The organism is Pseudomonas sp. WT-JTC (genome assembly GCF_056711565.1).
Map to the genome: position 1 here is coordinate 2,477,080 of NZ_CM160042.1, position 23,205 is coordinate 2,500,284.

Consider the following 23,205-nt stretch of genomic DNA (forward strand, 5'->3'; position numbering starts at 1 on the left):
ACAGGGAGTGCACGATGGACCAGACCTTGACCAATGACGCGGACATCCTGATTGTCGGCGGCGGCCTCAGTGGCGCGATGCTGGCGGCGCAGTTGATGCGTTTGCCGGGCCAGCGCCGGGTGCTGGTGATCGAGCCCCGGGCCGAGCTGGGGCGGGGCGAAGCCTACAGCGCGGTGGAGCCGGGCCATACGCTCAACGGCAATGCGGCGCGGATGAGTGTCGACCCGGACAACGCCGACGACCTGACCCAATGGTTGACCGAGTACATCGAGGCGGGCGGCTGGCCGGAATCGGATCAGCAGCACGTACCGGTCAGCGAGCTGTTTCCACCGCGGGGCGTTTTCGGCCTGTATGCCCGGCAGCGCCTGGCGGAAGCGCAGGCGGTGGGTGCCTTGAACGGTTCGACGGTCGGGCATGTGCAGGCCGAGGTGGTCGATCTGCAAACCGATGCCGACGCCGTACGATTGACCCTGAGCGATGGCCGATGCGTGCAGGGCGCTTTTGCGGTACTGGCCACCGGGATGTTTCCCGCCGCGCGCACGCCACAAACCCGGTCCAGTGGTTTGAACGCGGCGGCCCTCGATCCGTGGGATGTGGCGGCCATGCAGCAACTCGATCCGCAATCGACGGTCATGATCATCGGCTCGGGCCTGACCATGGTCGACGCCGTGGTGTCCCTTGAACAGGCCGGACACCGTGGGCCGATCGAAGTGTTTTCCCGCCATGGACTGTTGCCCCATGTGCGGCGCCAGCCACCGGCCTGGGTGGATTTTCTCGCTGAGGACCCGAGCATCCGCACACCCCGCCAGTTGATGCGCGAGCTGCGTCGACACTGCCGGGACGCCATCGCCCAGGGCATCGATTGGCAGGCGCCACTGGACACGGTGCGAGCACACATTGGCCGCTTGTGGCATCAGGCGACGGATGAGCAGCGTCGGCAGTTCGTGCGGCATGTGCGGCCGTGGTGGGAAAGTCATCACCACCGCTCGCCACCTCTGAGCGCCGAATTGGTGGAACGCTTGTATAAAGAAGGGCGGCTACGTATTCACGCAGCCTCGTACAAGGGCCTTGAGCCTGCGATGAATGGCGGGGTGAGTATCCGCCTTCGGCGGCGCGGCGAGGCGCAGACCTGTGTGGTCAGCGGTGCCGCCCTGATCAACTCCAGCGGTATCGAATACGACTGGCGCCGGGTCGCGCGACCGTTGCCCCGGCAACTGCTTGCCCGAGGCCTGGTGCAGCCGGGGCCGTTGGCCCTGGGCATCGCGGCAGAGGTTGATGGCGCGGTCCTGAACGCCGAGGGGCAGCCGGCCCGCCGTCTGTTTGCCATGGGGCCGCCGTTGCGTGGCATGTGGTGGGAAAGTACTGCCGTCACCGATGTGGCGAGCCAGGCCAAGGCGTTGGCCGAGCGGTTGGTGCGCTAATCAGGTTGTGGGGCTGAGTGCATATCCGTTGCTTGGGTAACGGCGGCTGATGGTTTCGCCCTTACGGCGACTCACTTTTTTTGACAAACGCCTCAAAAAAAGTAAGCAAAAAAAAACGCTCGCCCCGAACGTCTGGCCCCTCGCCGGGGCTCGGGGTTCCTTCGCTCCGGCATTCATCCGGGGGCATTGCCCTCCGGTCGGCTGCGCGCGACCTGCATGCAATGAATGGTGAAAAGCGTGGGTCTACGCAGACCCATTGTAGGAGCGAGCTTGCTCGCGATGGACGTCAACGATGACGCGGTCTGCCTGAATCCCCGCTGTGTCTCGGCGTTTTTCGCGAGCAAGCTCGCTCCTACAGGGGAACGCGTTCAATTGCGAACAGGCCGGCCAGCAGGCCGCCTCGCTTTTGCTTTGGCTTTTGATCTTCTTGCCCCCTCGAGAGGCCGAACGTCAGGGGCAAGAGCCCTTGGTTACTTGGGGCCGGGCGGCGCTCCGCTCTTCCAAGTAACCCGCCGTAAGGGCGGAACCATAAGCCGCCATTACCAAAGATCCGGATATGTACACCTTCAAAGCGTAAGCTGCCCCCCACCCGAGGTCGCGGTTTTCCATAGGGTTGAAGCCAGCCCCATCAGCCAGCGTGGCTGATGGGGCGCAGGCTCAGTTGGCGATCACCGGCACCGTCTGCACGGAGCCTTGGGACGAGCTGACCGTGGCGGTCGGGTTCGCTGACGGAACGACCGTGGTGGTGTTGTTCACCGTCAACTTCCAGCGACCGTTCGCCGGTACGGCGGTGGTGCCCAGGGTGACCAGTCCGGTCGGAGTGGTGACCTTGATGGTGATGGTGTTGCCGGTGGTCACCGATGAGGTACCGGCAAAGTTCCAGGTGAAGCGGTTGTTGGAGCGGGCGCTCACCGTTGCGGTAGTCACTGCGAAGGTTTCCGCAACAGGCCGTGGCGAGACCTGCACCGTGACCGTGGCCGGCGACGTCGACTGGGCACCGAAGCTGTCCCGGGCGATGTAGGTGAAGGTCGTGGTGAAGGCCGTGGGGAAGGTGGCCGGTGGGGTGTAGGTGAGCACTGTGCCGTTACTGCTGACGATGCCGCGACCTGTCGGTGGTTGAGTGAAGCTGGCGACCGCTAGCGGCAGGTTGCCTTCCGGATCGGTGTCGTTGGCCAGCACGTTGATTGGAATCGCCACACCCAGTGTGGTGACGGCATCGGCGACTGCCACCGGTGGCCGGTTAGGCGCCACGGTGATGGTCACGGTTGCCGCCGTCGTCGAGGCCAGGCCTTTGACGTCCTGGGCCTTGTAGGTGAAGGTCGTGGTCAGCGGCGCGTTGACCACAGCGGGAGGGGTGTAGACCACCGCCGTAGTGCCGCTCAATGCTACGGTGCCCTGGCCGGCGGCCGGCGGGGTCAGCGCGGTAATGCTCAGCGGCGTATTGCCGTCCGGGTCCCTGTCGTTGGCCAGCAGGTTGAGGGTGATCGGCACGCCGAAGCTGGTGCTGCCGGTATCGGCGACGGAGATCGGTGCCTGGTTCGCGCCGGTGTCCGGTGCAGTGCCGACGACTACGACCGGCTCGGTGTCACTGCCGCCGGCGGCGGATTTCACCGTAACGGTTGCAGGGGGTTGGCTCAGGTCAGTCACCGTAAGGCGTTGCAGGGTGCCGGTTTTCGATAGTCTTCCGTAGCCCTGGGCGACCATGTCCGGTACCACCACTTCGTCTGTGGAGGTGGCCTCGATCAGCAGGCTGTGGTTGCTCCAGTTGTAAAGGGCGGTCTGGATTTTCACCACGTCCGAGAGCTTGCTCGACACCGCGGTCGGGCGGGTGGTCCCTGCCGGGTTGGTGGCAGTGACCACCACGACCGGAGGCACGGTTGCGTTGGTCAGCAGATGTTGGGCGAAGAACACGCCGTTGTTATCGCTCAGCATGTTGGTCTGGCAAGGCGATACAGGCGGGCCGGGCACCAGCGCGATGCTTTCACGGAAGCACAGGGTCGAACCGTTGGCGGCTTTGGCAAACACTTCGACCCGGGTGGTGTTGCCGCCCGTGCCTGCTGTGCGGCGGTAGGTGGCTCGGGTCATGTCCACCGCGGTTTGCGCGCGGTTGTCGAGCACCTTGCCGGACAGGGTGAAGAGGTTGGTCTGGATGGTCCCGGCCGGACCCTGGATGCGCACGAAGTTGGTGTTGTTGGGGCTGCCGGTCACGGCTTCGGTGAGGTTCGGGTCGCCGACGAAGGTCTCGATGGCGCCGGTGTCCGGGTTCACCGCGGTATAGGGGCCGTTGACGCTGCGCAGGAACGGCCCGATCGCTCCGTTCACTGCACCGCTGAAAACCCCCGGTGCACCGACGCCGACGTCCCGGGTGATGTTGATCGCACGACGGCCTGGGGTGGTGACGTTGACCGTTTCCACGCCGTAGGGGTGGGTAATGGTGTAGGTCCCGGCAGTGGGAATGTTCACCCGCATACGAATCCGCGCGAAGCTGATCTGGTCGCCGTCGACCGGATTACCGCCAGCAAAGGCAGCCTCGATCCCGGCGACATAAGCGTCCATGCCATAGCCGGCGGCGTTGTTGGGGATGCTGGTCTCGGCGAGGAACCAGAAGGCTTCGTCTGGCCAGTTATCCGGGAACACCATTGGCAGGGTGTCGTCGAAAATGCCTGGTGTCGGCAACAGGGTGCACATGTAGGCCGGTGGCACACTGGCTGGCACCCGTGTGCTGACGGCTCGGGACTGGCACAGCTCCATCGACAGCTGGTTCTGGTCCTGATACCAGATCGGGAATTTCCCGGTGGCAAAGGTGTAAGGGCCGGGATCGACGGCGGCAAGTTGCGCGAAAGCACTGCCGGACAGCGATAGAGTCAGTCCCAGGGCGTTGAGCGCCAGGCGTGGCCAATTGTTCATGATGCCTCCTGATGAGGATCTGGGCATGTGAGCGTTCATTGCACGATGACCACTTCTTCGGTATCGCTGCCGCCATTGGATGACGTCACGCGAACCTGGGCTGGCGGAATCGGCGAGATGCCGGTGGCCAGGCTTTTCACTGCACCGTCGCCACTCAGGGCGCCGATGGCGAGACCGGTGCCAGTGGTAGCGGTGAGTACCGGTGGCGACGTTTCATCGCTGGTCGAGGCCGTGATGGTGATTTGCCCGGTGCTCAGGCTGTATTCGGCACGTGAGATCGTCACCAGGTCGGTCAGCGGCATGGGCAGGGTGGTCGGCGTGCTGCTGGCGATGGCCAGGTGGTTGTCGGCGGTTACCTGCAAGGTGCTCGGCAGCGTCGGATCGTTCGGTGACTGCGCATACCAGTGGCCGGTGGTGTTCGCTTCGGTGAAGTTCAGGACCGGGTTGTTGCTGGCCAGGGTCACAGTGGCCGGTGGTGGCGGGGCCAGCACGAACACGTCCTGCTGGGCCACCGGTGCACTGGTACCGGCATGCCGCGAGTAGGTGCTGCGCTCGGCGATCACCGGGGTTGGCCGGACCACCGACGACAACTTGCCGGAAACGGCAAAGAGGGTGGTGCGCAAGTCCAGGCCATTGGGGCCTTCGATGCGCACGTAGTTGGTGTTGAACGGGCTGCCGGTGACCGCTTCATTGAGGTTCGGATCGCCGACGAACTGTTCGGCCTGGCCCGTGGTCGGATTGGTCTCGGTATAGGGGCCATTGACGCTGCGCAGAAACGGCCCGACGTCGCCTTTGAGCGCACCATCGTAGGTTTTTGGCGCACCGATGCCGATGTCCCGGGTCATGTTGATCGCCCGTCGGCCGGGGGTGTCGACATTGAACACTTCGACGCCGTAGGGGTGGGTGATGACATAAGTGCCGGCGGTAGGCACGTCGATGCGAATACGGATACGGGCGAAGCTGATCTGGTCGCCCTCCAGTGGATCACCGCCACTGAAGGCGGCTTCGAGCGCCGACACATAGGTCAGGTCGATGCCTCGGGCGGCATCGACGATGGTCGTTTCGCCTGTAGCCCAGAACGCTTCGTCGGGGAAATTGGTCGGGAAGACCAAAGGTTTGGTGTCATCGAAAATGCCGGGATTAGGGATCAACGAGCACATGTAAGTCGGGGCGCCTGGTGCGCTGGCAACCCTGGAACTGACAGCCTTTGATAAGCACAGGTCAAGGGTTCGGCCGTGGCTATCCTGATACCAGGCGGCGAAATTGCCATTGGCTGGCAGGTAGGGTCCGGGGTCTACGGCAAACAGCGCTGCCTGGGCAATGCCTTGGGCTAGAGCGGTAAAAACCAGGGCGGTCGCGGTTTTGCACAGTAAAGGGTGCATGAGTATTCCCTCTATCGAAGTACCTGCCCCTTGGGGATGGGTCAGTTGGCTGGGAGTTTGGCAACTTCCATACCAATCAGCGAAAACGCCCGTGATAGGCCCGAACTACAGGCGTTGGCGCAGTCGCGGGTGACAGACTGGAAAGTTCGAGATCGGGCGGTTTTCCCCAACATTGGGGGTGGATTGGGCGGCGGGGCGGATGGGGAGTCGCAGTACCCAGGTTCGGGCAAACCGCCATGGGTGGGCTATAAACCTATAGGGGGGTAAACCGGGAACCGTGTCCATGACCACAATCGCCAAAGTGCTTGCGACCGAAAGCGAAGTCCGCTTGAACACGCGCAAGCAGCCGTTCGATCTGCTGCGCTGGTTTTCGCTGGTCAGCATGGCGGTGATCGGGACTGTGGCGGTGGCGCTGGGGGCGGTATCCACGCGGTTCGTGATTACCGAAAGCGTGCAGCGCGATGCGCTATTGACCTCACAATTCATTCAGGCGATTGCGTGGGCCGAGGTGCGCCATGCACCGATTCCCAACATCCGGACCATGGGCGACTTGCTCGACCCACGAAAAGACAAGGACTTTCCAGACGTCGACCCGCTGGCCCGCGCCAGTGCCCGTGGTGATTTCCTCGACCATATCGAAAATTTGCCGGACGTGATCCTGGTCAACATCTATGCCCCCGACCGCATGGTGATCTGGTCGACCAACCCGGCCTTGACGGGCACCACGATCCAAGGCGATGAGGACCTTGAGCGGGCGTTCAGCTCGAAGCTACCTGTGTCGACCAGCTACCACGATGTCGACAAAACCCGCATGGAGCAGAAGTTCAGGGTGCCACCCAAATACCTCTTCATCGAAAACTACATTCCCCTGTTCGATGTCGATGGCCGCACCGTCACGGCGATGGTCGAGGTATACAAGGAACCGCAGGACCTGATCAACCGCATGGAGCGCGGCCTGGTGCTGATCTGGCTGGCGACCGCCCTGGGCGGCGGTCTGATTTACCTGGGCCTGTACTGGATCGTGCGGCGGGCAGCGATCCTGCTGGCGACGCAGCAGAAGCAATTGATCACCAACGAAACCTTTGTGGCCCTGGGGGAAATGTCCTCGGCGGTCGCCCACAGTCTGCGCAATCCGTTGGCGACCATCCGTTCAAGCGCCGAGCTGGCGATAGAGTTCGACAACGGTCCGGCACACGGGAATATCAACGACATCATTAGCCAGGTCGATCGCATGTCGACATGGGTCCGGGATTTGCTCCAGTCCCTGCGACCGCTCAATGACGAGGCTGAGCCCGTGAACCTGGTGGCGGCACTGCATGACAGCCTGATGGCTTTCGAGCACCAGATCAGCAAGGCCAGGGTCAACGTGGTGTTCGAGCCGGACCAGACGCCCATGGTCCTGAGCCAGCAGGTGCAACTGACCCAGATCCTCAACAGCCTGCTGTCCAACGCGGTGGAAGCCATGGACAACGGCGGTACGCTGACCATCCAGATCGAGCCGCCAGATGCGCAGCGCGTCAGCGTGAGGGTGAGCGATACCGGCAAAGGCATGAGCGAAGAACAGCGCACCATGGCCTTCCGGCCGTTCTTCACCACCAAGCAGGGCGGGCTGGGCGTCGGGCTGGTGCTGGTCAAGCGGATCATGGAGCGTTTTGGTGGTGTAGTGACCCTCGACAGTCGCGAAGGCGCGGGCACCACTGTTCGTCTGTCGTTCAAGTTGGCCCCATGAACATTCCCCGTTAGTGGGGGGTCAGTCCCCGGTCATTTCCATGGTCAATGGCATATTGATTTTGATAAGTCATTGTTTTATCGAGTGTTAATGCTTTTATATAAGTCAGTCAAAAAGTTGGCGAGGTCCTTGCATCGTCACCATCACCTCCTACACGATTGCGAGGCGGCTGGTGATGGCAAAAAAAGCGCGCTACAACTTCAAGCGTTCAGGAGCGTTTACGCCTTTGAAGCTGCATTCACCACGCTCGCGGGCCTTGGGCATGCACCTGGTGCTGATGCTGGTGACCGGTTTGCTGGCCAGCCAGCTGCTGGTCGCCAGCCAGCCATTATCGACGCCCGAACCTGCTCCGGCATCCACTCCCGTACCCGCTGTCGCTGAAGCCGATACCCCGTGGGGCGGCAACTATTTCCCCAACACCCTGCTGACTGACCAGGACGGCCAGCAGCTGCGTTTTTTCGATGACATGATCAAAGGCAAGGTGGTGGTGATCAACTTCATCTTCACCTCGTGCAGTGACTCCTGCCCGCTGGAAACCGCGCGCCTGCGCCAGGTGCAGAAATTGCTGGGGGATCGGGTCGGCAAGGACATCTTCTTCTATTCCATCAGCATCGACCCTCTGAGTGATACACCCGAAGTGCTGAAGGCTTATGCGCAACGCTTCCAGGTCGGGCCGGGCTGGAAATTCCTCACCGGGGAGTTCGCCGACGTCACCGAGCTGCGCAAGAAACTGGGATTGTTCATTGAAGGCATCGATAACGGGCGCAACAAGGACCACAACCTGAGCCTGATCGTCGGCAACCAGGAAACGGGCCGCTGGATGAAAGCCTCGCCGTTCGAAAACCCGTGGATGCTGGCCGACCAACTGGCCAATACCCTGCAGAACTGGAAGCAGCCCAGCGTCGAAGAAAGCTACGCCGATGCTCCGCAAATCCGCCCGCCGAGCAATGGCGAAGAGCTGTTCCGCACCCGTTGCGCGTCTTGCCACAGCCTCGGTCCGCTGGATGGACAGGGCATCGGCTTGCGCAGCATCGGCCCGGACCTCATCGGCGTGACCCATAGGCGCGAACTGGCCTGGCTCATCCGCTGGATCCGCGAACCGGATCGCATGCTCGTGGAAAAGGACCCGATTGCGATGGAACTGTTCGATAGCTACAACAGGATCCCGATGCCCAACCTGCGGCTGGATGAGCATTCCGCCCGGTCCATCATCGATTTCCTGCATGAAGAGACTGACCGTCAGCATCCGCCAGCGGCCAGTGGTAACGAGGAGCCTGAGCACCATCATTCGGTCGCGCAACCCGAGATGAGCCAGGCGCAATAGTGTCAAGAAAATTACATTGGCCAGTCAGTTGCTATCAATGCCACCTACACTGATGCAGACAGCGGCTGAACAGGCTCGATTTCAAGCATCCAGGACACCGCCATGCAGATACTGGAACAACAAAAAGTAGCTGCGCCGCAGGCTCCGGCAGCACCGCGCAAGGGGTGGCGGCCGCAGTTCAACCTGCTCCGCTGGTTCTCCCTGGCAAGCTTTTTCATCATTGCCGCGGTGGCGTTGGGGCTGGGTTACATCTCCACGCGCTTTGTGGTCGATGAAAGCATCGAGCGCGATTCAATGCTGACCGCGCAGTTCATTCAATCCATTGGCGAGGCCGAAATCCGTCATGCCGGGATTCTGCCGGGCAGAACCATGGGTGAAATGCTCGACCCGCGCCTGGACCATGCCGATCCCGACATCAACCCCGAATCCCGGGCCGCCGCGCGCGTCGAGTTTCTCGACCATGTGGAGCATCTGCCGGACATCCTGCTGGCGACGGTATATGCCCTGGACCGCACCGTGGTCTGGTCGACCAACGCCGAGTTGATCGGCGTGCGCATCGAAGACGACAGTGAGTTGGACGAGTCCTTCGAAATGAAATCGCCGGTGTCCACCAGCTACCACCAGATCGATGAGGAACGTCCTGAACAGCGTCTGCTGCGCGAACCGGAATACCTGTTCGTCGAGAACTACATTCCGATGTTCAACGCCGACAGAAGCAAAGTGATTGCCATGGTGGAGATCTACAAGGAACCGGTGGACCTGGTGGAACGCATCCAGCGTGGCTTCAAGGCGATCTGGCTGGCCACCCTGATCGGTGGGGCGGCCATTTACCTGGGGCTGTTCTGGATCGTCCGGCGCGCGGCAATACTGCTGCAGAGCCAGCAAAAACAACTGATCGCCAACGAAACCTTTGTCGCCCTGGGGGAAATGTCCTCGGCGGTGGCCCACAGCCTGCGCAATCCGCTGGCGAACATCCGTTCCAGCGCCGAACTGGCCCAGGACATCGCCAGCCAGACCGCACAGAAAAACATTGGCGACATCATCAGTCAGGTCGACCGCATGTCGCGTTGGGTCCGTGAATTGCTTGTGTCGTTGCGACCGATGAATGACGACTTCGAAACGGTCGACCTGGTACTGGCCCTGGAAGACACCTTGAGTGCCTTTGAGTCCTTGATCAAACGTTCGAACGTCGAGGTGCGCTTTTCTCCCGCCAGCGTGCCACCGGTCGTCAGCCAACAGGTGCTGCTCACGCAAATACTCAATAGCCTGTTTGCCAATGCACTGGAAGCCATGCCCAAAGGGGGCGTGCTGAAGATCGAGATCGACTCCTCGGTTCCTGGCGACGTGAGCATGATCCTGACCGACACCGGCAAGGGGATGTCCAAACAACAACAGCAAATGGTCTTCAAGCCGTTTTTCACCACCAAACAAGGCGGATTGGGCGTTGGCCTGGCCCTGGTCAAAAGAATAATGGAGCGGTTTGACGGTTCGGTCGAACTGACCAGCCGGGAGCAGGAAGGAACCCGCGTTTGTCTCAATTTCAGAGTGGCAACGGGAGGGGAGTATGGAGCACAGCATTCTGCTGGTCGAGGATGACGAAATCCTCGCCGAGAATATTCAGACTTACCTGGAGCGCAAGGACTTCGAGGTGACCGTCTGCCACTCGGCTGAAGATGCACTGGAGCAATTGGGTTCTTTCGCTCCTGACGTGGTACTGACCGACAACTCGTTGCCGGGCATGAGTGGTCACGACCTGATCCAGAAGCTGCGCATCAGTGCGCCGGATCTGAAAGTGATCATGATGACCGGCTACGGCAACGTCGAAGACGCCGTGGTGGCGATGAAAGAGGGCGCTTTTCACTACGTCACCAAGCCGGTGGCCCTGCCGGAGCTCAAACTGCTGCTGGACAAGGCCCTGGCCACCGACCGCATGGAGCGCACGCTGTCGTTTTACCAGGAGCGCGAGGCCCAGAAGTCGGGGGTGCAGGCACTGATTGGCGAGTCGGCCCCGATGGCGTACCTCAAGAGCACCATCAGCCAGTTGCTCGACGCCGAACGGCGGATGGCCAACAGCGATCTGCCGCCGGTGCTGGTGGAAGGCGAGACCGGCACCGGCAAGGAACTGGTGGCCCGGGCCTTGCATTTCGACGGCCCGCGCAGCAAGGGCCCGTTCATTGAATTCAACTGCGCTTCGATCCCGTCCAATCTGGTGGAATCAGAGCTGTTCGGCCACGAGAAGGGCGCCTTCACCGACGCCAAGGATCGTCGCATGGGGCTGGTGGAAGCGGCCGATGGCGGCACGTTGTTCCTCGACGAAATCGGTGAAATGGACCTGCTGTTGCAAGCCAAGCTGCTGAAACTGCTGGAAGACCGGACCATTCGCCGGGTCGGCTCAGTGAAGGAGCGCAAGGTCGATCTGCGGGTGATCAGCGCCACCAACTGCAATCTCGAACAAATGGTCCAGCAAGGCAAATTCCGCCGCGATCTGTTTTTCCGCCTGCGCATCATTTCGATCAAGGTGCCGCGCCTGTATGCCCGTGGCGCCGACATCCTGCTGCTGGCCCGGCACTTCCTGGCACTGCATGGCAAACGCTACGGCAAGCCGAACCTGCATTTCAGCGACCAGGCCGAAGAGTTGCTGCTCAGCTACAGCTGGCCGGGCAACGTACGCGAATTGCGCAACATGCTGGAGCAAACCGTGCTGCTGGCGCAAAGCGACACCATTGCCGCCCATCAACTGAACGTTTGCTTGAGCCTGGTGGATGAGCCACCGAAGTTTCATCATGAACCACAACACTTCAGCGAACCGCGTCCGTCCTACAACAGCAGCGAATCCATGAACCTGCCGGAAGTGGAGCGCGACATGGTGCGCAAGATGCTCGACAAGACCGACTGGAACGTCACCAAATCGGCACGCCTGCTGGGTCTGAGCCGCGACATGTTGCGCTACCGGATCGAAAAACTCGGCCTCGCCCGCCCGGACAAACGCCAGTGGTAGGGAAACTGATTGAGAACGCCCCCTGGTGCTCACTGCAACACCGGGCCCTGCCTCAGGCAGGACAGCATGCAATCGGGATTCTCGACTTCCTGGTTCACGTAGACGCCATGCTCCGGATCGTAGGAGCGGATAAACACCCGAACCGTGGCGTCGGCCACGGTCGGCAGGCGCGAATCGTAGAACACATGCTCGCTTGAAACCGGGATGAAATCCCCGGGTGCGGTCGGAATGTATGTGCCCGGCGGCACGCTGCTCATGGACGGTGGTACGGGGTGTGCGAAGGGTTGGTCGGCGCCGTAATAGTTGAATTCACTGCTGTAGTCAGTGGTGGCTGGCAAGTCGTCGGCACGGGCGACAGCGGTCGCGCTCAGGCAGACGGCGAGCAAAAGCCTCAGGTCGATTATTTTCATGGCAACACCTGCGAAATCGGTTTAACCGCATGTCCCCAAGGTCATTAACTATAGCTGTCGCCGTGGGCAGTCGTCGGCGCTGCGCGGATTACAAGTTCGCAACATCTGCCAGGATGGGGTTGATCTAGACTTCGGCCGGTCAAATCGACGACCCGAACCCTGGAGCGTGCAATGGAAATGCCGACAAAAGAACAAGCCATCGCCAGTAACCGCGAGGCCTGGAATGACTCTGCCCGTCACCACAAGGATTCCGGCGAATGGCAAGCCTTGTTGAAGGATGTGGCGCACGCGGATTTTTCCTGCCTGGATGAGACCCTGACCGCTTTGCTGACCCAGACAGGCGTCGACGGCAAGGAGGTGGTGCAACTGGGCTGCAACAACGGCCGCGAAAGCCTGTCACTGTTCGCCCTGGGCGCGCGCAGCGTGGTGGGTGTCGACCAGTCTGAAGCATTTCTCGAGCAGGCTCGGGAGCTGGCGTCCCGCTCGCCCCATGCGCCGCAATTCATCGAAGCGGACATTCACCACCTGCCTGCGCAACTGCAGGAGCGCTTTGACCTGGCGCTGATCACCATCGGGGTCTTGAACTGGATGCCTGACATCGGCGAATTCTTCCGCCATGTGGCGAGCACGCTGAAGCCGGGTGGGGCGCTGGTGGTGTACGAAACCCACCCGTTCCTGGAAATGTTCGACCCCGAGGCAACCGATCCTTTTCGCCTGGACAGTTCATATTTCCGTCGCGAACCGTTCGTGCAACACGAACCGATCGTCTACGAAGGCAGGATCGAACAGCCATCGGCGGCATCCTACTGGTTCGTCCATACCCTGAGCGACCTCTTCAGCGCCGCCATTGCGGCAGGGCTGCAGATTCGTCACTTCAAGGAATACCCGCACTCCAACCGCGAAGAACTCTATGACCGTTATCAGCAGCAGGCAGCGCAGTTGCCGTTGTGTTTTACGTGGGTGGTGGTGAAGAGCTGAGTAGCGGCTGTTGACTGTGTACATATCCGGTTTTTTGGTAACGGCGACTTGGGGTTTCGCCCTTACGGCGAGTTCCTTTTGTCAAACGACACAAAAGGAACCAAAAGGTCTCGCCCCGAACGTCCGGCCCCTCGCCAGGGCTCGGGGTTCCTTCGCTCCGCTCAGCCTGCCGAGGGGGCGGGTGGATCAAGATCAAGAGCGGCAGGCGAGCTAACGCTCGGCCTTGTAGGAGCGAGCTTGCTCGCGATGGACGTCAACGATGACGCGGGCTGCCTGAATGCCTGCGGTGTCCTGGCGTTTTTCGCGAGCAAGCTCGCTCCTACAGAGGGAACGCGTTCAGTTGCGATCAGGTCGGCTGTCAGGCCGCCTTGGTTTGGCTTTTGCTTTTGATCTTCTTGCCCCCTCGAGAGGCCGAACGTCAGGGGCAAGAGCCCTTGGTTACTTGGGGCCGAGCGGGGCGATGAGCGTCACCGGACAAATACCATTGCGGGCCGCTATCCTTGGGCCAAGCATATCCAACAGGTTGCCCCATGCTTGAAGTCCACGGCGTTTTCAAAAGCTACGCCACACCGCAAGGGCCGCTGCCGGTGCTGCAAGGCGTCGACCTGACGCTCAGGCCCGGCAGCAGCCTGGCGCTGATGGGCGAGTCGGGCAGTGGCAAAAGCACCTTGCTGCACTTGATCGCCGGGCTGGACAAGGTCGATCGCGGCAGCATCCGCAGTGGCGAGCATCGTCTGGAGCAGATGAATGAAGGGCAACTGGCGAACTGGCGCCGTACGGAAATCGGCCTGGTGTTCCAGCAATTCAACCTGATCGGCAGCCTGCGGGTCGAAGACAACCTGGCGATTCAGGCGCGACTGGCGGGACGCCATGACTCACGCTGGCAAGCGCATCTGGTGCGGCGCCTGGGCTTGGGCGAGTTGCTGCGGCGCTACCCGGAGCAACTGTCCGGCGGTCAGCAGCAACGGGTCGCACTGGGCCGGGCGCTGGCGTCACGCCCGCCATTGCTGCTGGCCGACGAGCCCACCGGCAGCCTCGATGAAACCACCGGCGCCGAGGTGTTGCAGTTGCTTCTGGAATTGCTCGACGACAGCCCCACCAGCCTGTTGATGGTCACCCACAGTCCCGGCGTGGCGGCGCGGCTGGCGGAAAAAGCCTTGCTGTGCGGTGGTCGCCTGGCCAGTGCGGGCGAGCGCTGACATGCGCATCTTTGGCGAAACCCTGCGCGCACTACTCAGCCACTGGCGGCAGCACCCGGTGCAGTTTTTCAGTGTGCTGACCGGGTTGTGGCTGGCCACCAGTCTGTTGACCGGCGTCCAGGCACTCAACAGCCAGGCCCGCGACAGCTATGCCCGCGCCAGTCAGTTGATCGGCGGCGAACCTCAGGCCAGCCTCGGTGCGCCCGGTGGCGGCTCCTTCCCTCAGCAATGGTTTATCGATCTGCGCCAGGCGGGGTGGCCCGTATCACCGGTGCTGCAAGGGCGGGTCACCCTCAAGGGGCACGAAGAACAGCGCTTGCAGCTGATGGGCATCGAGCCGGTGTCGCTGCCGGCCGGCGCGGCGGTGGCCGGGCAGGCCTTGGCGATTGAGCAGGTTGTCGGCTTTTTCAGCCCGCCGGGCAGTACCTGGATCTCGTCACAGACTTTGCAGGCACTGGGTTTGCGCGAAGGTGACCGGCCCTTGAACCTGGCTGGCGCGGCACTGCCGCCGCTGCATGTGCAGGCCGATATGGCGCCTGGTGTGCTGCTGATGGACATCGGTTTTGCCCAGCAGATTCTGGGGTTGCCGGATCAACTGTCGCGACTGCTGTTACCGAAGGGTTTCACCGCGCCGCTGCCGGAAGCGTTCAAGGGACAGTTGCAACTCAAGAGCGCCGGTGAAGAAAACAACCTGACGCGCCTCACCGAAAGCTTTCACCTGAACCTCGATGCCCTGGGGGTACTGTCGTTCGTGGTCGGTCTGTTCATCGTGCACGCGGCCATCGGGTTGGCACTGGAGCAGCGGCGAAGCTTGCTCCGGACCTTGCGTGCCTGCGGTGTGAGTGCGCGGATGCTGATCGCTTGCCTCACCGTCGAACTGGGCGGATTGGCCCTGATCGGCGGTGTGGCCGGGGTGGTCAGCGGCTACCTGCTGGCCGGCATGCTGTTGCCGGATGTCGCCGCCAGCCTGCGCGGCTTGTACGGTGCCGAAGTGGCGGGGCAGTTGAGCCTCAGCCTGGCATGGTGGTTCAGCGGTATCGGCCTGAGCTTGATCGGCGCGATGCTGGCCGGGGTCAACAGTCTGCTGCGGGCAGCGCGTTTGCCCTTGTTGGCGCTGGCCGACCCGCAGGCCTGGCATCAGGCCCATGCCCGCTGGTTGCTGCGCCAGGGCGCGGTGGCGGCAATGGCCGGGGTGATTGCGCTGCTGGCGCTGATCTTCGGCGACAGCCTGGTCAGTGGCTTCGTCTTGATGGCGGCGCTGTTGATCGGCGCCGCACTGGCACTGCCGGTGGTGCTCAGTTCGCTGCTCAATTTCGGCTCGCAGCGCAGTCGCTCGGTGCTTGGCCAATGGTTTGTCGCCGATTGCCGCCAGCAATTACCGGCGCTGAGCCTGGCATTGATGGCATTGCTGTTGGCCATGGCGGCGAATATCGGGGCCGGCAGCATGACTGCCGGGTTTCGCCAGACCTTCAGCGACTGGCTCGAACAACGGCTGACGGCCGAGCTTTACCTCAACCCACAGAACCCGGCCCAGGCCCGGGAGCTGCACAGCTGGCTCAACCAGCAGCCGCAACTGGCGGCGGTGCTGCCCAACTGGCAGGTGTCGATCCAGTTGCAGGGTTGGCCGACGGACCTGTCCGGGATCATCGACCACCTGACCTATCGCCAGCACTGGCCACTGCTCGAAGCCTTGGGCGATGACCCTTGGGAGCGACTGGCCAAGGACGATGCGGTGATGCTCAGCGAACAACTGGCCCGGCGCCTGCACGTGCGACTGGGCGATCACCTGACGCTGCCGACGCCCCTGGGCTCGTGGTCGCCACGGGTCGTCGGGATCTACGCCGACTATGGCAATCCCAAGGGCCACATTCTGGTGAATATCGGCCACCTGTTGCGCGGCTGGCCGCAACTGACTCCGAACCGCTTCAACCTGCGCATCGATCCGGCGTCGATCCCGGCGTTCGTCACGGCGTTGCAGGCGCGTTTTACCCTGGACGACAGCCGTATCGTCGATCAGGCGCGGCTCAAGGGCTGGTCCACGCAAGTCTTCGAACGCACCTTCGCCGCCACCGCCGCGCTCAACAGCCTGACGCTGTGTGTGGCCGGGGTGGCGTTGTTCATCAGTCTGTTGACTCAAAGCCAGAGTCGTCTCGGGCAACTGGCGCCGCTGTGGGCGCTGGGCGTGACACGTCGGCATCTGATGTTGCTCAACCTCGGGCAGACCTGGTTGCTGGCGCTGCTGACCCTGGTGCTGGCGTTGCCGTTGGGCATCGCCCTGGCGTGGTGCCTGGACACGGTGATCAACGTGCAGGCCTTTGGCTGGCGCCTGCCGCTGCGGGTGTTTCCATGGCAACTGCTGCAGTTGATGGGGCTGGCGCTGGTGGCGACGTTACTGGCCTCGGCCTGGCCGTTGTACCGTTTGTACCGCACGCAACCAGCGGATCTGCTGCGGACGTTTGCCCATGAAGATTAAGCTCGGCGTGTTGCTCCTGGCGCTGCTGGCGAGCGGTTGCGATCAACCGGCACCGGCAGAAAAGGGTTTTGCCGGGCTGGGCAACCAGGCTGCTGCGTTCACCCCGGTGGTGCCCGGTCGGGTGTTCAGCTTCCCGGCGGATCACGGCCCGCACGACGGCTTTCGCATCGAATGGTGGTACATCACGGCCAACCTCAAGGACGATCAGGGGCATGAGTTCGGCGCACAATGGACGTTGTTCCGCAGTGCCTTGAAAGCCGCCCCCGAACTGACAGGTTGGCAGAATCAAACAATCTGGCTCGGTCACGCGGCGGTGACGTCGGCGACGGCGCATCACGCGGCTGAGCGTTATGCCCGTGGCGGCGTCGGCCAGGCCGGTGTCAGCGTCGCGCCGTTCAATGCATGGATCGACGACTGGCAATTGCGCAGTCAGGCGACTGCCGACAATCCGTTGGCCGACCTGCTGCTCAGCGCTCGCGACCAGCGTTTCAGCTACCGCTTGCGGTTGACCTCGACAGGTCCGCTGGTGCTTCAGGGGGACCAGGGCTTCAGCCAGAAATCCGAACAGGGCCAAGCCTCCTATTACTACAGCCAGCCGTTTTTCCAAGCCAGCGGCACCCTGGACATCGATGGCCAAACCTATCAGGTCAGCGGCCCGGCCTGGCTCGACCGCGAATGGAGCAGCCAGCCCCTGACGGCCAACCAGAGCGGCTGGGACTGGTTCTCCCTGCACCTGGACAGCGGCGAGCAGGTGATGCTGTATCGCATGCGGCAAAAGGATGGCGCGCCTTACCTCACCGGCACCTGGATCGACGCCCGGGGCCAGACACAATTGCTCCACGCCAGCGACATCAGCCTGACGCCGCAAGACACCGCCCGCGTGGCCGGGCGCGAAATGCCCGTGCGCTGGTTGATCAAGATCCCCGCCAGACACCTTGATATCGCCATCACCGCGCTCAATCCCCAGGCCTGGATGGATTTGCGCATTCCTTACTGGGAAGGCCCGGTACGTCTCAGTGGCAGCCATGCCGGGAACGGATATCTGGAAATGACCGGGTATTAGTACCCTGCGCCACGAAAGTCAGCGGCCCGCCGCGACCACTCGCTAAACAGCGTCTATGCTCATCGCACACATGGCGTTGAGCCTGTTTCAACGTCGTCTGTTGCCATCTATCACAGGGAACGTTCTGCCTATGAAACGCCACGTACTGACCAAAGCCATCACCCTCGCTACTTTGCTGTCGACCGCCAGTTTTGCCGCGGTAGCCGCCGATATCCCGTTGTCCGAAGTCGTGGTGGTTGATAAGGTTTCCACCAAAGTCGTTTCCGTAGATACCGCGAACCATTCCGTGGTCCTTAAAGGCCCGCAGGGTAATGAGTTCCCGGTGCAATTGACCGAAAAAGCGAAAAACCTCAAAAACCTCAAGGTCGGCGATACCGTCGATATCAAGGTCACCAGCGCCGTTGCAGCCTACCTCGACACTGACGTCGACAAAGGCCTGCCAGGCACCGCCGAAGCCAGTGGCGAAGTGCGCGCAGCACCCGGTAGCGCCAACCCCGGCGGCGAAGCTTACCGTCAGGTGAAAGTGCAGCTGAAAATCACCCATATTGACCTGAAGAAAAACCAGGTGACCTTCGAAAACCCGGAAGGCAAGTCCAAGACGGTTGACGTCAAGCGACCTGAAGTTCAGGCCAAACTCAAGGACCTGAAAGTCGGGCAAAGCGTGAACGTGGTTTACACCGATATATTGACGGTGACCAGCAAGCACTGAAATTGAATATTGGCTCTAAACGGGTTGATTGTTTTTGTGCGGGTTTTGTATAGGAATAATCAACTCTATTGGTCGAACTGGTGAGTTCGTTGTTCTGTGCTGGATTGGATTTAAATCGACATCTAATTAAATATGGTGTCGATAAATTTCATGTTCAGCACACGGACATATTTAGCTACTTCTACTAAAATGCTTTCCGTTCGCCCAGTGCAGGGCTCTTTACCAGTGCATGGATTGCCGAGGCCAGTGCACTGGGCGAACCCTTTGTATGCTGTATTGAAAGTTTCGGATATAAAAAAACGGGCGTCCTGCAGGTCGCCCGTTTTTTTTGCCGAGTCCTGTTTTTACACAGTTGTGAAATGTCGTTCAGTCCTGTTTTTTATTGACTTGAACAACATCGGCCAACGCGGCGAAACACTGTTCGATCGAACGCTGCTGGCTCTGGGCATACAGCCCCAGTTCATCGATCGTCGGCCGGCCCAGGGCCTTTTCGAACGCCTGCTGATTGGAGTGCACACCGTAGCGGGCCTGCGCCGCGTCCCCCAGGTTTGACTGGAAAATCCCCGCCGCGCTGACCGGCAGGAAATCTTCGTACACCAGCGGTTCAACCCGCAGGTAACCGCCGCTGAGCAGGTCTTCCAGGGCGGCGTTTTTCAGGTCGCCTGCCGCCAGGCCTTTTTCCGTCACGAAGTAGCGGAAGTAAGCCAGGTCCTGTTGGCGCATGCCTTCCCAGGTGTCGGGGAACTCGTTGAAATGCTGCGCCATCAGGGCGTTGTAGCGCGCGGCGTTGGCTTCGCTGGGGAAGTCCTTGAGTTCGTCCCGTGCGGCATTGAGCAAGCGGTCGTACAGTGCGCGGCCCTTGGGCGTGAGGGCGGCACCGCGCTGTTCGATCTCGCCGAAGCGGGCGCTGTGACTGCCGCGAGCCTCGTTTTGATCGGTGAAGGCAATCGGTTCGTCGAGGGCCTTGAAACTGGTCTGGCGCAGCAGGATCGGGCACTGGCGGCGGGGCGGGCCTTCGATCACCGCTTTGGGGGTGATGCCATGGACCGGCATTTGCGCCTGGACGATGTCAATGTCCAAGGTCCGTGGTGTCAGGTGATTGATGTGCGGTCCCTTGAACGCCACCACGTCGGCGATCAGCCGATGCTGGGCGCTGAGCTTTTGATACTGCTCGGCGGTGACAGTGGCGCTGTGGTGCCAGCGAAAGGTTTCCAGGGCCTGTTCGACGAACTCCAGGGCTTCCTGTTCGGTCAGGCCACCCCGGGTTTCGGCACGCTCGATGAGCGTGAGGGCCGTGGGGGTGAAGATCGAGCGCTGGTCGAGCATCGACTGGGCAAACGCACGCAGTTCCAGGTCTTCGATCAATTCCAGGCGCAGAAGCGAGGTGAACACCCGGAACGGGCTGACCTGCAACGACGCTTCGTGCACCGCGCGAAACGCCGTGGAATGTACCGGCACGCCGGCCGGTGTCAGGTCGTAGTAACCCACCGGTTGCATGCCCATCACCGCGAACAGGCGGGCGAGGGTCGCCAGTTCATCGGCCGTACCGACACGGATCGCCCCATGTCGCTCCAGGTCCAGGCGCTCGATTTCGCCGGTACTCGTGAGCTGCTGCAGGAGTTGCGGGTCGCTTTCCAGCGCGTGACGGTTGGTCTGTTCCACCAGTTCCATCAACGCGCCGTACAACGGCACTTCCTCGCGGTACATGTCGGACATCGCTTTGGAGAAGCGTTGGCGGATCAGGTCAGGGCTGACGAAGTTCGGGTGATTCATGAACAGGATTCCTGGCGCGGTGACGTAAAGGATGGACGAAAGATCGCAGCCTTCAGCGACGCCGACAAACGAAGTTTCTGACGAACTTCATTCTGCAAAGGACTGCAAGGGGGCGTTCTCAATTAGTTTCCCCACCGCGTTGTCGCCTTAAAGCTGGCCAGGCAAGGCGTAGGCCGCTGGGAATGGTTGTTCCCTTTCCAAGGCCTGCAACGCAGCATGGCCAGCTTTAAGGCACAACCCGAAGGGCCGGGCCTGCTGTTGTGCAGGGCTGTGTTGCTCGAAGCTGATTTGGAATGACCAAACTGCGCTTCTCGCGCCTTGCCCTGCACAACAGCAGACCCGGCGCGGTGGGGAAACTAATTGAGAACGCCCCCTAATGCTGTCGTTGATCCTGTGGGCTCTCCGAGCGCAGCGATGCCAAAAACTCGCGATACAGACGCGCCGAACCGGTGGGGGCTTCCACCATGGGCATGTGCCCGATGGCGTCCCAGATATGCACGCGCAAGTCGACGATGCCCTTGCTCCAGACCGCTACGCTGCTGACATCGATCAGCCGGTCCTTGCGCCCCCACAGCAACAGCGCCGGGGCGCTGATGTCGGACAGGTGCGGTTCCATCGGCGGGCTGGCACGGAACTCCCGGAAGATTTCTTCCAGCTCCTCGCGGGACTGTTCATAACGCTGGGCGACGGCATCGAGCACCAGCTTCGGTACCCAGGGTGGCGAAGCCATGGTCATGGCGTAGAAACGCCGGAATTCTTCCCGCGAATGAATCAGAAACGGGTTGTGGCCCTTGGCCAGATGCCGCTCGAGGTCACTGGGCTCGGGCGAGGTGACGCCGGCCGGGTCGATCAGGGCCACGGACACAATGCGCTCCGGGTAGTTGGCCGCGAGCCACGCGGCCATGTAGCCGCCCATGGAGTTGCCGATGACATGCACTTTCTCGACCCCGCACACGTCCAGCAGCTGGATCATGCGCTTGGCCTGCAGCGGGATGTCGTAGCCGCCGCCGGCCTTGAATCCGGTTTCGCCATGGCCGGCGATGTCCGGGATGATCACCCGATGGCTGCCGACAAAGTGCCGGGCGAAACGCAGCCAGAGGTTCTTGTCGGCGCTGAAGCCATGGAGCATCAGCACATTGCTGGTGGCTTCGTATGGCCCGCCTTGCCAGGTCGAGACGGTCATCTCGGGGATGGGCACGACGATTTTGTGCAACCGGTACAGCTTGGCCTCGGCCGCCATGTTCAAGTCGTAGAGCCAGTAGCCGATGGCCGGGTAGGTCAGCCAGCTCCAGGCGACGAAAACTGCGAGAACGACGAATAACAAAAGCATCATGCGTCTCCCTTCTATCTGCTCAGGACAAAATGTGATCGGCGGGTTTCAGCGCTCGGGTCAAGCGATGAAAACTGAAGCTGAACCCCGGAAACATGGCAATCACATGACCGCTCTTGCTTTGGTACCAACTGTGGCAACCACCGGACTTCCACACGGTACGTTCCATTTCCCGGTGGATCATTTCAGTGTAGGTACGTTCCGCCTCATGGCGAACTTCGATGCTGCGTAAACCTCGAGTCTTCAAGGTGCGAATGCAATCGAGGATGTAGTTCATCTGGGATTCGATGATGAACAGCGCCGAGGTGTGGCCGATGCCGGTGTTCGGCCCGGTGACGATGAACAGATTGGGGAAGTCGGGCAGGGCGGTGCCGAGGTAGGCCCGCGGGTATTGCGCCCAGACCTCTTGCAGACGGGTACCGTTTTTGCCCGTTACCGGGTAGGAAATCACCCCGTCGGTGGCGTCGTAGCCGGTGGACCAGACGATCAGGTCCAGGTCGATGTGGTGGCCATCGAGGGTAACGATGCCTGTTTCGTCGATGGACGCGATGCCTTGCTCGCGGCTGTGCAGCGTCACGTTGCGGCGGGCCAGTGCCGGGTACAGCGTGCTGGACAGGATCACCCGTTTGCAGCCGATGGTGTAGTCCGGCGTCAGTTTGCGCCGTAGTTCGGCGTCCGGTACCTGGCGTTTGAGAAAGCGCAGGGCCTGGCGCTGGACCATGTGCACCGCCGGCTTCGAATACTTGAAGGCGATCACCCGGGTTTCGAATTGCCAGTAGATTCCCCAGCGCAGCAGCTTGTAGGCGGGCTTGAGCCCCAGCAGCCAGCGCTGCAAGCGGCCGAAGCTGCGGTCAGCCCGAGGCAGTACCCAGTGAGGCGTGCGCTGGAATACATGCAAGTGCCCGACGTCCGGGGCAATCGCTGGAATGACCTGGGCCGCACTGGCACCGCTGCCGACGATGGCCACGCGTTTTTGCCGGTAGTCGCAGGTGTGATCCCAGTTGTTGGTGTGGAAAGTCTTGCCCCGAAAGCGCTCCTGTCCGTCGAAGTGCGGCACCACCGGTTGACTCAGCGGCCCGGTCGCGTTGATCAGAAACTGCGCGCAAAACGTGCCTTTGCCCGCGGTGAACACCTTCCAGCGCCTGTTGGCCTCGTCCCATTCGATGCGCACGACATTGGCGTCCAGTTCCACTTTGTCCCGCAGGCCGAAGTGTTCCATCACATGGCGGGTGTAGCGATGCAGTTCGGCCTGTCCGGCGAACATTTGCGTCCATTGATACGGGGCGAAAGACAAGGAGTACAGCGGCGAGGGCACGTCGACTGCCGCGCCGGGGTAGGTGTTCTGGCACCAGGTGCCACCGAAGAAGTCCCGTCGCTCCAGCAGGCGGAAATCGTCGATGCCGGCCTTGAGCAAATTGATTGCGGCACATTGGCCACCAAAACCGCTGCCGATGATCAATACTTGAAAGGTCTGCATGGGCCTCCTCTTATGGTCATTGATCAATCCCT

The 23,205-nt window shown here is 61.6% G+C and carries 16 protein-coding genes; 10 read left to right on the forward strand and 6 right to left on the reverse strand.

Going from position 1 to position 23,205, the window contains the following annotated elements; translation table 11 throughout:
- The first annotated feature begins 14 nt into the window (after nucleotides 1-14).
- Complete coding sequence (locus AC06G5_RS11370) at nucleotides 15-1,421, forward strand: FAD/NAD(P)-binding protein (RefSeq protein ID WP_413428143.1); 1,407 nt, start codon at nucleotides 15-17, stop codon at nucleotides 1,419-1,421.
- A gap of 657 nt (nucleotides 1,422-2,078) precedes the next feature.
- On the opposite strand, the gene AC06G5_RS11375 is transcribed toward AC06G5_RS11370, so the two are convergent.
- Both AC06G5_RS11375 and AC06G5_RS11380 read right to left on the reverse strand, forming a co-directional pair.
- Nucleotides 2,079-4,328, reverse strand: coding sequence for an Ig-like domain-containing protein (locus tag AC06G5_RS11375; RefSeq protein WP_480459483.1), 2,250 nt, complete (start codon nucleotides 4,326-4,328; stop codon nucleotides 2,079-2,081).
- Between the two features lie 35 nt (nucleotides 4,329-4,363).
- The gene (locus AC06G5_RS11380) at nucleotides 4,364-5,710 is read right to left on the reverse strand and encodes a hypothetical protein (protein ID WP_413428141.1); all 1,347 of its coding nucleotides are present in this window, start codon (nucleotides 5,708-5,710) and stop codon (nucleotides 4,364-4,366) included.
- 283 nt (nucleotides 5,711-5,993) lie between these two features.
- Between AC06G5_RS11380 and AC06G5_RS11385 the strand changes: the two genes are divergently transcribed.
- From AC06G5_RS11385 to AC06G5_RS11400, 4 genes are all read left to right on the forward strand, one after another.
- Complete coding sequence (locus AC06G5_RS11385; RefSeq protein ID WP_413705154.1) at nucleotides 5,994-7,439, forward strand: sensor histidine kinase; 1,446 nt, start codon at nucleotides 5,994-5,996, stop codon at nucleotides 7,437-7,439.
- Between the two features lie 175 nt (nucleotides 7,440-7,614).
- Nucleotides 7,615-8,763, forward strand: coding sequence for an SCO family protein (locus AC06G5_RS11390; protein WP_413428757.1), 1,149 nt, complete (start codon nucleotides 7,615-7,617; stop codon nucleotides 8,761-8,763).
- Nucleotides 8,764-8,865: 102 nt separating this feature from the next.
- Nucleotides 8,866-10,359, forward strand: coding sequence for a sensor histidine kinase (locus AC06G5_RS11395; RefSeq protein ID WP_413428758.1), 1,494 nt, complete (start codon nucleotides 8,866-8,868; stop codon nucleotides 10,357-10,359).
- Nucleotides 10,328-11,761 (forward strand): sigma-54-dependent transcriptional regulator, encoded by a 1,434-nt coding sequence (locus AC06G5_RS11400; RefSeq protein ID WP_413428759.1) that lies wholly within the window; start codon nucleotides 10,328-10,330, stop codon nucleotides 11,759-11,761. Before AC06G5_RS11395 ends, AC06G5_RS11400 begins: the two co-directional genes overlap by 32 nt.
- 29 nt (nucleotides 11,762-11,790) lie before the next feature.
- Here AC06G5_RS11400 and AC06G5_RS11405 read toward each other — a convergent pair whose 3' ends face one another.
- On the reverse strand, nucleotides 11,791-12,171 hold the full coding sequence (locus AC06G5_RS11405) for a hypothetical protein (RefSeq protein WP_413428760.1): 381 nt from the start codon (nucleotides 12,169-12,171) through the stop codon (nucleotides 11,791-11,793).
- A 171-nt stretch (nucleotides 12,172-12,342) separates the two neighbouring features.
- Here AC06G5_RS11405 and AC06G5_RS11410 point away from each other — a divergent pair, with 171 nt between their 5' ends.
- The 5 genes from AC06G5_RS11410 (at nucleotide 12,343) to AC06G5_RS11430 (ending at nucleotide 18,593) form a co-directional block, all read left to right on the forward strand.
- The gene (locus tag AC06G5_RS11410; protein WP_413428761.1) at nucleotides 12,343-13,149 is read left to right on the forward strand and encodes a class I SAM-dependent methyltransferase; all 807 of its coding nucleotides are present in this window, start codon (nucleotides 12,343-12,345) and stop codon (nucleotides 13,147-13,149) included.
- A 530-nt stretch (nucleotides 13,150-13,679) separates the two neighbouring features.
- Nucleotides 13,680-14,348: an ABC transporter ATP-binding protein gene (locus tag AC06G5_RS11415; RefSeq protein WP_480459484.1), complete on the forward strand. Its 669-nt coding sequence runs from the start codon at nucleotides 13,680-13,682 to the stop codon at nucleotides 14,346-14,348.
- 1 nt (nucleotide 14,349) lies between these two features.
- Nucleotides 14,350-16,821 (forward strand): ABC transporter permease, encoded by a 2,472-nt coding sequence (locus tag AC06G5_RS11420; protein ID WP_413428039.1) that lies wholly within the window; start codon nucleotides 14,350-14,352, stop codon nucleotides 16,819-16,821.
- Nucleotides 16,811-17,884: a lipocalin-like domain-containing protein gene (locus AC06G5_RS11425; protein WP_413428040.1), complete on the forward strand. Its 1,074-nt coding sequence runs from the start codon at nucleotides 16,811-16,813 to the stop codon at nucleotides 17,882-17,884. The genes AC06G5_RS11420 and AC06G5_RS11425 overlap by 11 nt, the downstream gene beginning before the upstream one ends.
- Before the next feature lie 130 nt (nucleotides 17,885-18,014).
- Nucleotides 18,015-18,593, forward strand: coding sequence for a hypothetical protein (locus AC06G5_RS11430; RefSeq protein WP_413428041.1), 579 nt, complete (start codon nucleotides 18,015-18,017; stop codon nucleotides 18,591-18,593).
- A 366-nt stretch (nucleotides 18,594-18,959) separates the two neighbouring features.
- Here the strand turns inward: AC06G5_RS11430 and hglS are convergent, their stop codons facing one another.
- From hglS to AC06G5_RS11445, 3 genes are all read right to left on the reverse strand, one after another.
- Nucleotides 18,960-20,366, reverse strand: coding sequence for a 2-oxoadipate dioxygenase/decarboxylase HglS (gene hglS, locus AC06G5_RS11435; RefSeq protein WP_413705142.1), 1,407 nt, complete (start codon nucleotides 20,364-20,366; stop codon nucleotides 18,960-18,962).
- Nucleotides 20,367-20,739: 373 nt separating this feature from the next.
- Entirely contained in the window at nucleotides 20,740-21,696 is a 957-nt protein-coding gene (locus AC06G5_RS11440) for an alpha/beta fold hydrolase (protein WP_413705491.1), read from the reverse strand.
- A gap of 22 nt (nucleotides 21,697-21,718) precedes the next feature.
- Entirely contained in the window at nucleotides 21,719-23,173 is a 1,455-nt protein-coding gene (locus AC06G5_RS11445; protein WP_480459486.1) for a flavin-containing monooxygenase, read from the reverse strand.
- Nucleotides 23,174-23,205 lie beyond the last annotated feature (32 nt).

Coding starts and splice junctions, on each gene's coding strand:
- AC06G5_RS11415 (WP_480459484.1), top strand. CDS start 13,680: ATGCTTGAAGTCCACGGCGTTTTCAAAAGCTACGCCACACCGCAAGGG.
- AC06G5_RS11395 (WP_413428758.1), top strand. CDS start 8,866: ATGCAGATACTGGAACAACAAAAAGTAGCTGCGCCGCAGGCTCCGGCA.
- AC06G5_RS11440 (WP_413705491.1), bottom strand. CDS start 21,696: ATGCTTTTGTTATTCGTCGTTCTCGCAGTTTTCGTCGCCTGGAGCTGG.
- AC06G5_RS11370 (WP_413428143.1), top strand. CDS start 15: ATGGACCAGACCTTGACCAATGACGCGGACATCCTGATTGTCGGCGGC.
- AC06G5_RS11380 (WP_413428141.1), bottom strand. CDS start 5,710: ATGCACCCTTTACTGTGCAAAACCGCGACCGCCCTGGTTTTTACCGCT.
- AC06G5_RS11400 (WP_413428759.1), top strand. CDS start 10,328: ATGGAGCACAGCATTCTGCTGGTCGAGGATGACGAAATCCTCGCCGAG.
- AC06G5_RS11420 (WP_413428039.1), top strand. CDS start 14,350: ATGCGCATCTTTGGCGAAACCCTGCGCGCACTACTCAGCCACTGGCGG.
- AC06G5_RS11405 (WP_413428760.1), bottom strand. CDS start 12,171: ATGAAAATAATCGACCTGAGGCTTTTGCTCGCCGTCTGCCTGAGCGCG.
- AC06G5_RS11375 (WP_480459483.1), bottom strand. CDS start 4,328: ATGAACAATTGGCCACGCCTGGCGCTCAACGCCCTGGGACTGACTCTA.
- AC06G5_RS11425 (WP_413428040.1), top strand. CDS start 16,811: ATGAAGATTAAGCTCGGCGTGTTGCTCCTGGCGCTGCTGGCGAGCGGT.
- hglS (WP_413705142.1), bottom strand. CDS start 20,366: ATGAATCACCCGAACTTCGTCAGCCCTGACCTGATCCGCCAACGCTTC.
- AC06G5_RS11390 (WP_413428757.1), top strand. CDS start 7,615: ATGGCAAAAAAAGCGCGCTACAACTTCAAGCGTTCAGGAGCGTTTACG.
- AC06G5_RS11445 (WP_480459486.1), bottom strand. CDS start 23,173: ATGCAGACCTTTCAAGTATTGATCATCGGCAGCGGTTTTGGTGGCCAA.
- AC06G5_RS11430 (WP_413428041.1), top strand. CDS start 18,015: ATGAAACGCCACGTACTGACCAAAGCCATCACCCTCGCTACTTTGCTG.
- AC06G5_RS11385 (WP_413705154.1), top strand. CDS start 5,994: ATGACCACAATCGCCAAAGTGCTTGCGACCGAAAGCGAAGTCCGCTTG.
- AC06G5_RS11410 (WP_413428761.1), top strand. CDS start 12,343: ATGGAAATGCCGACAAAAGAACAAGCCATCGCCAGTAACCGCGAGGCC.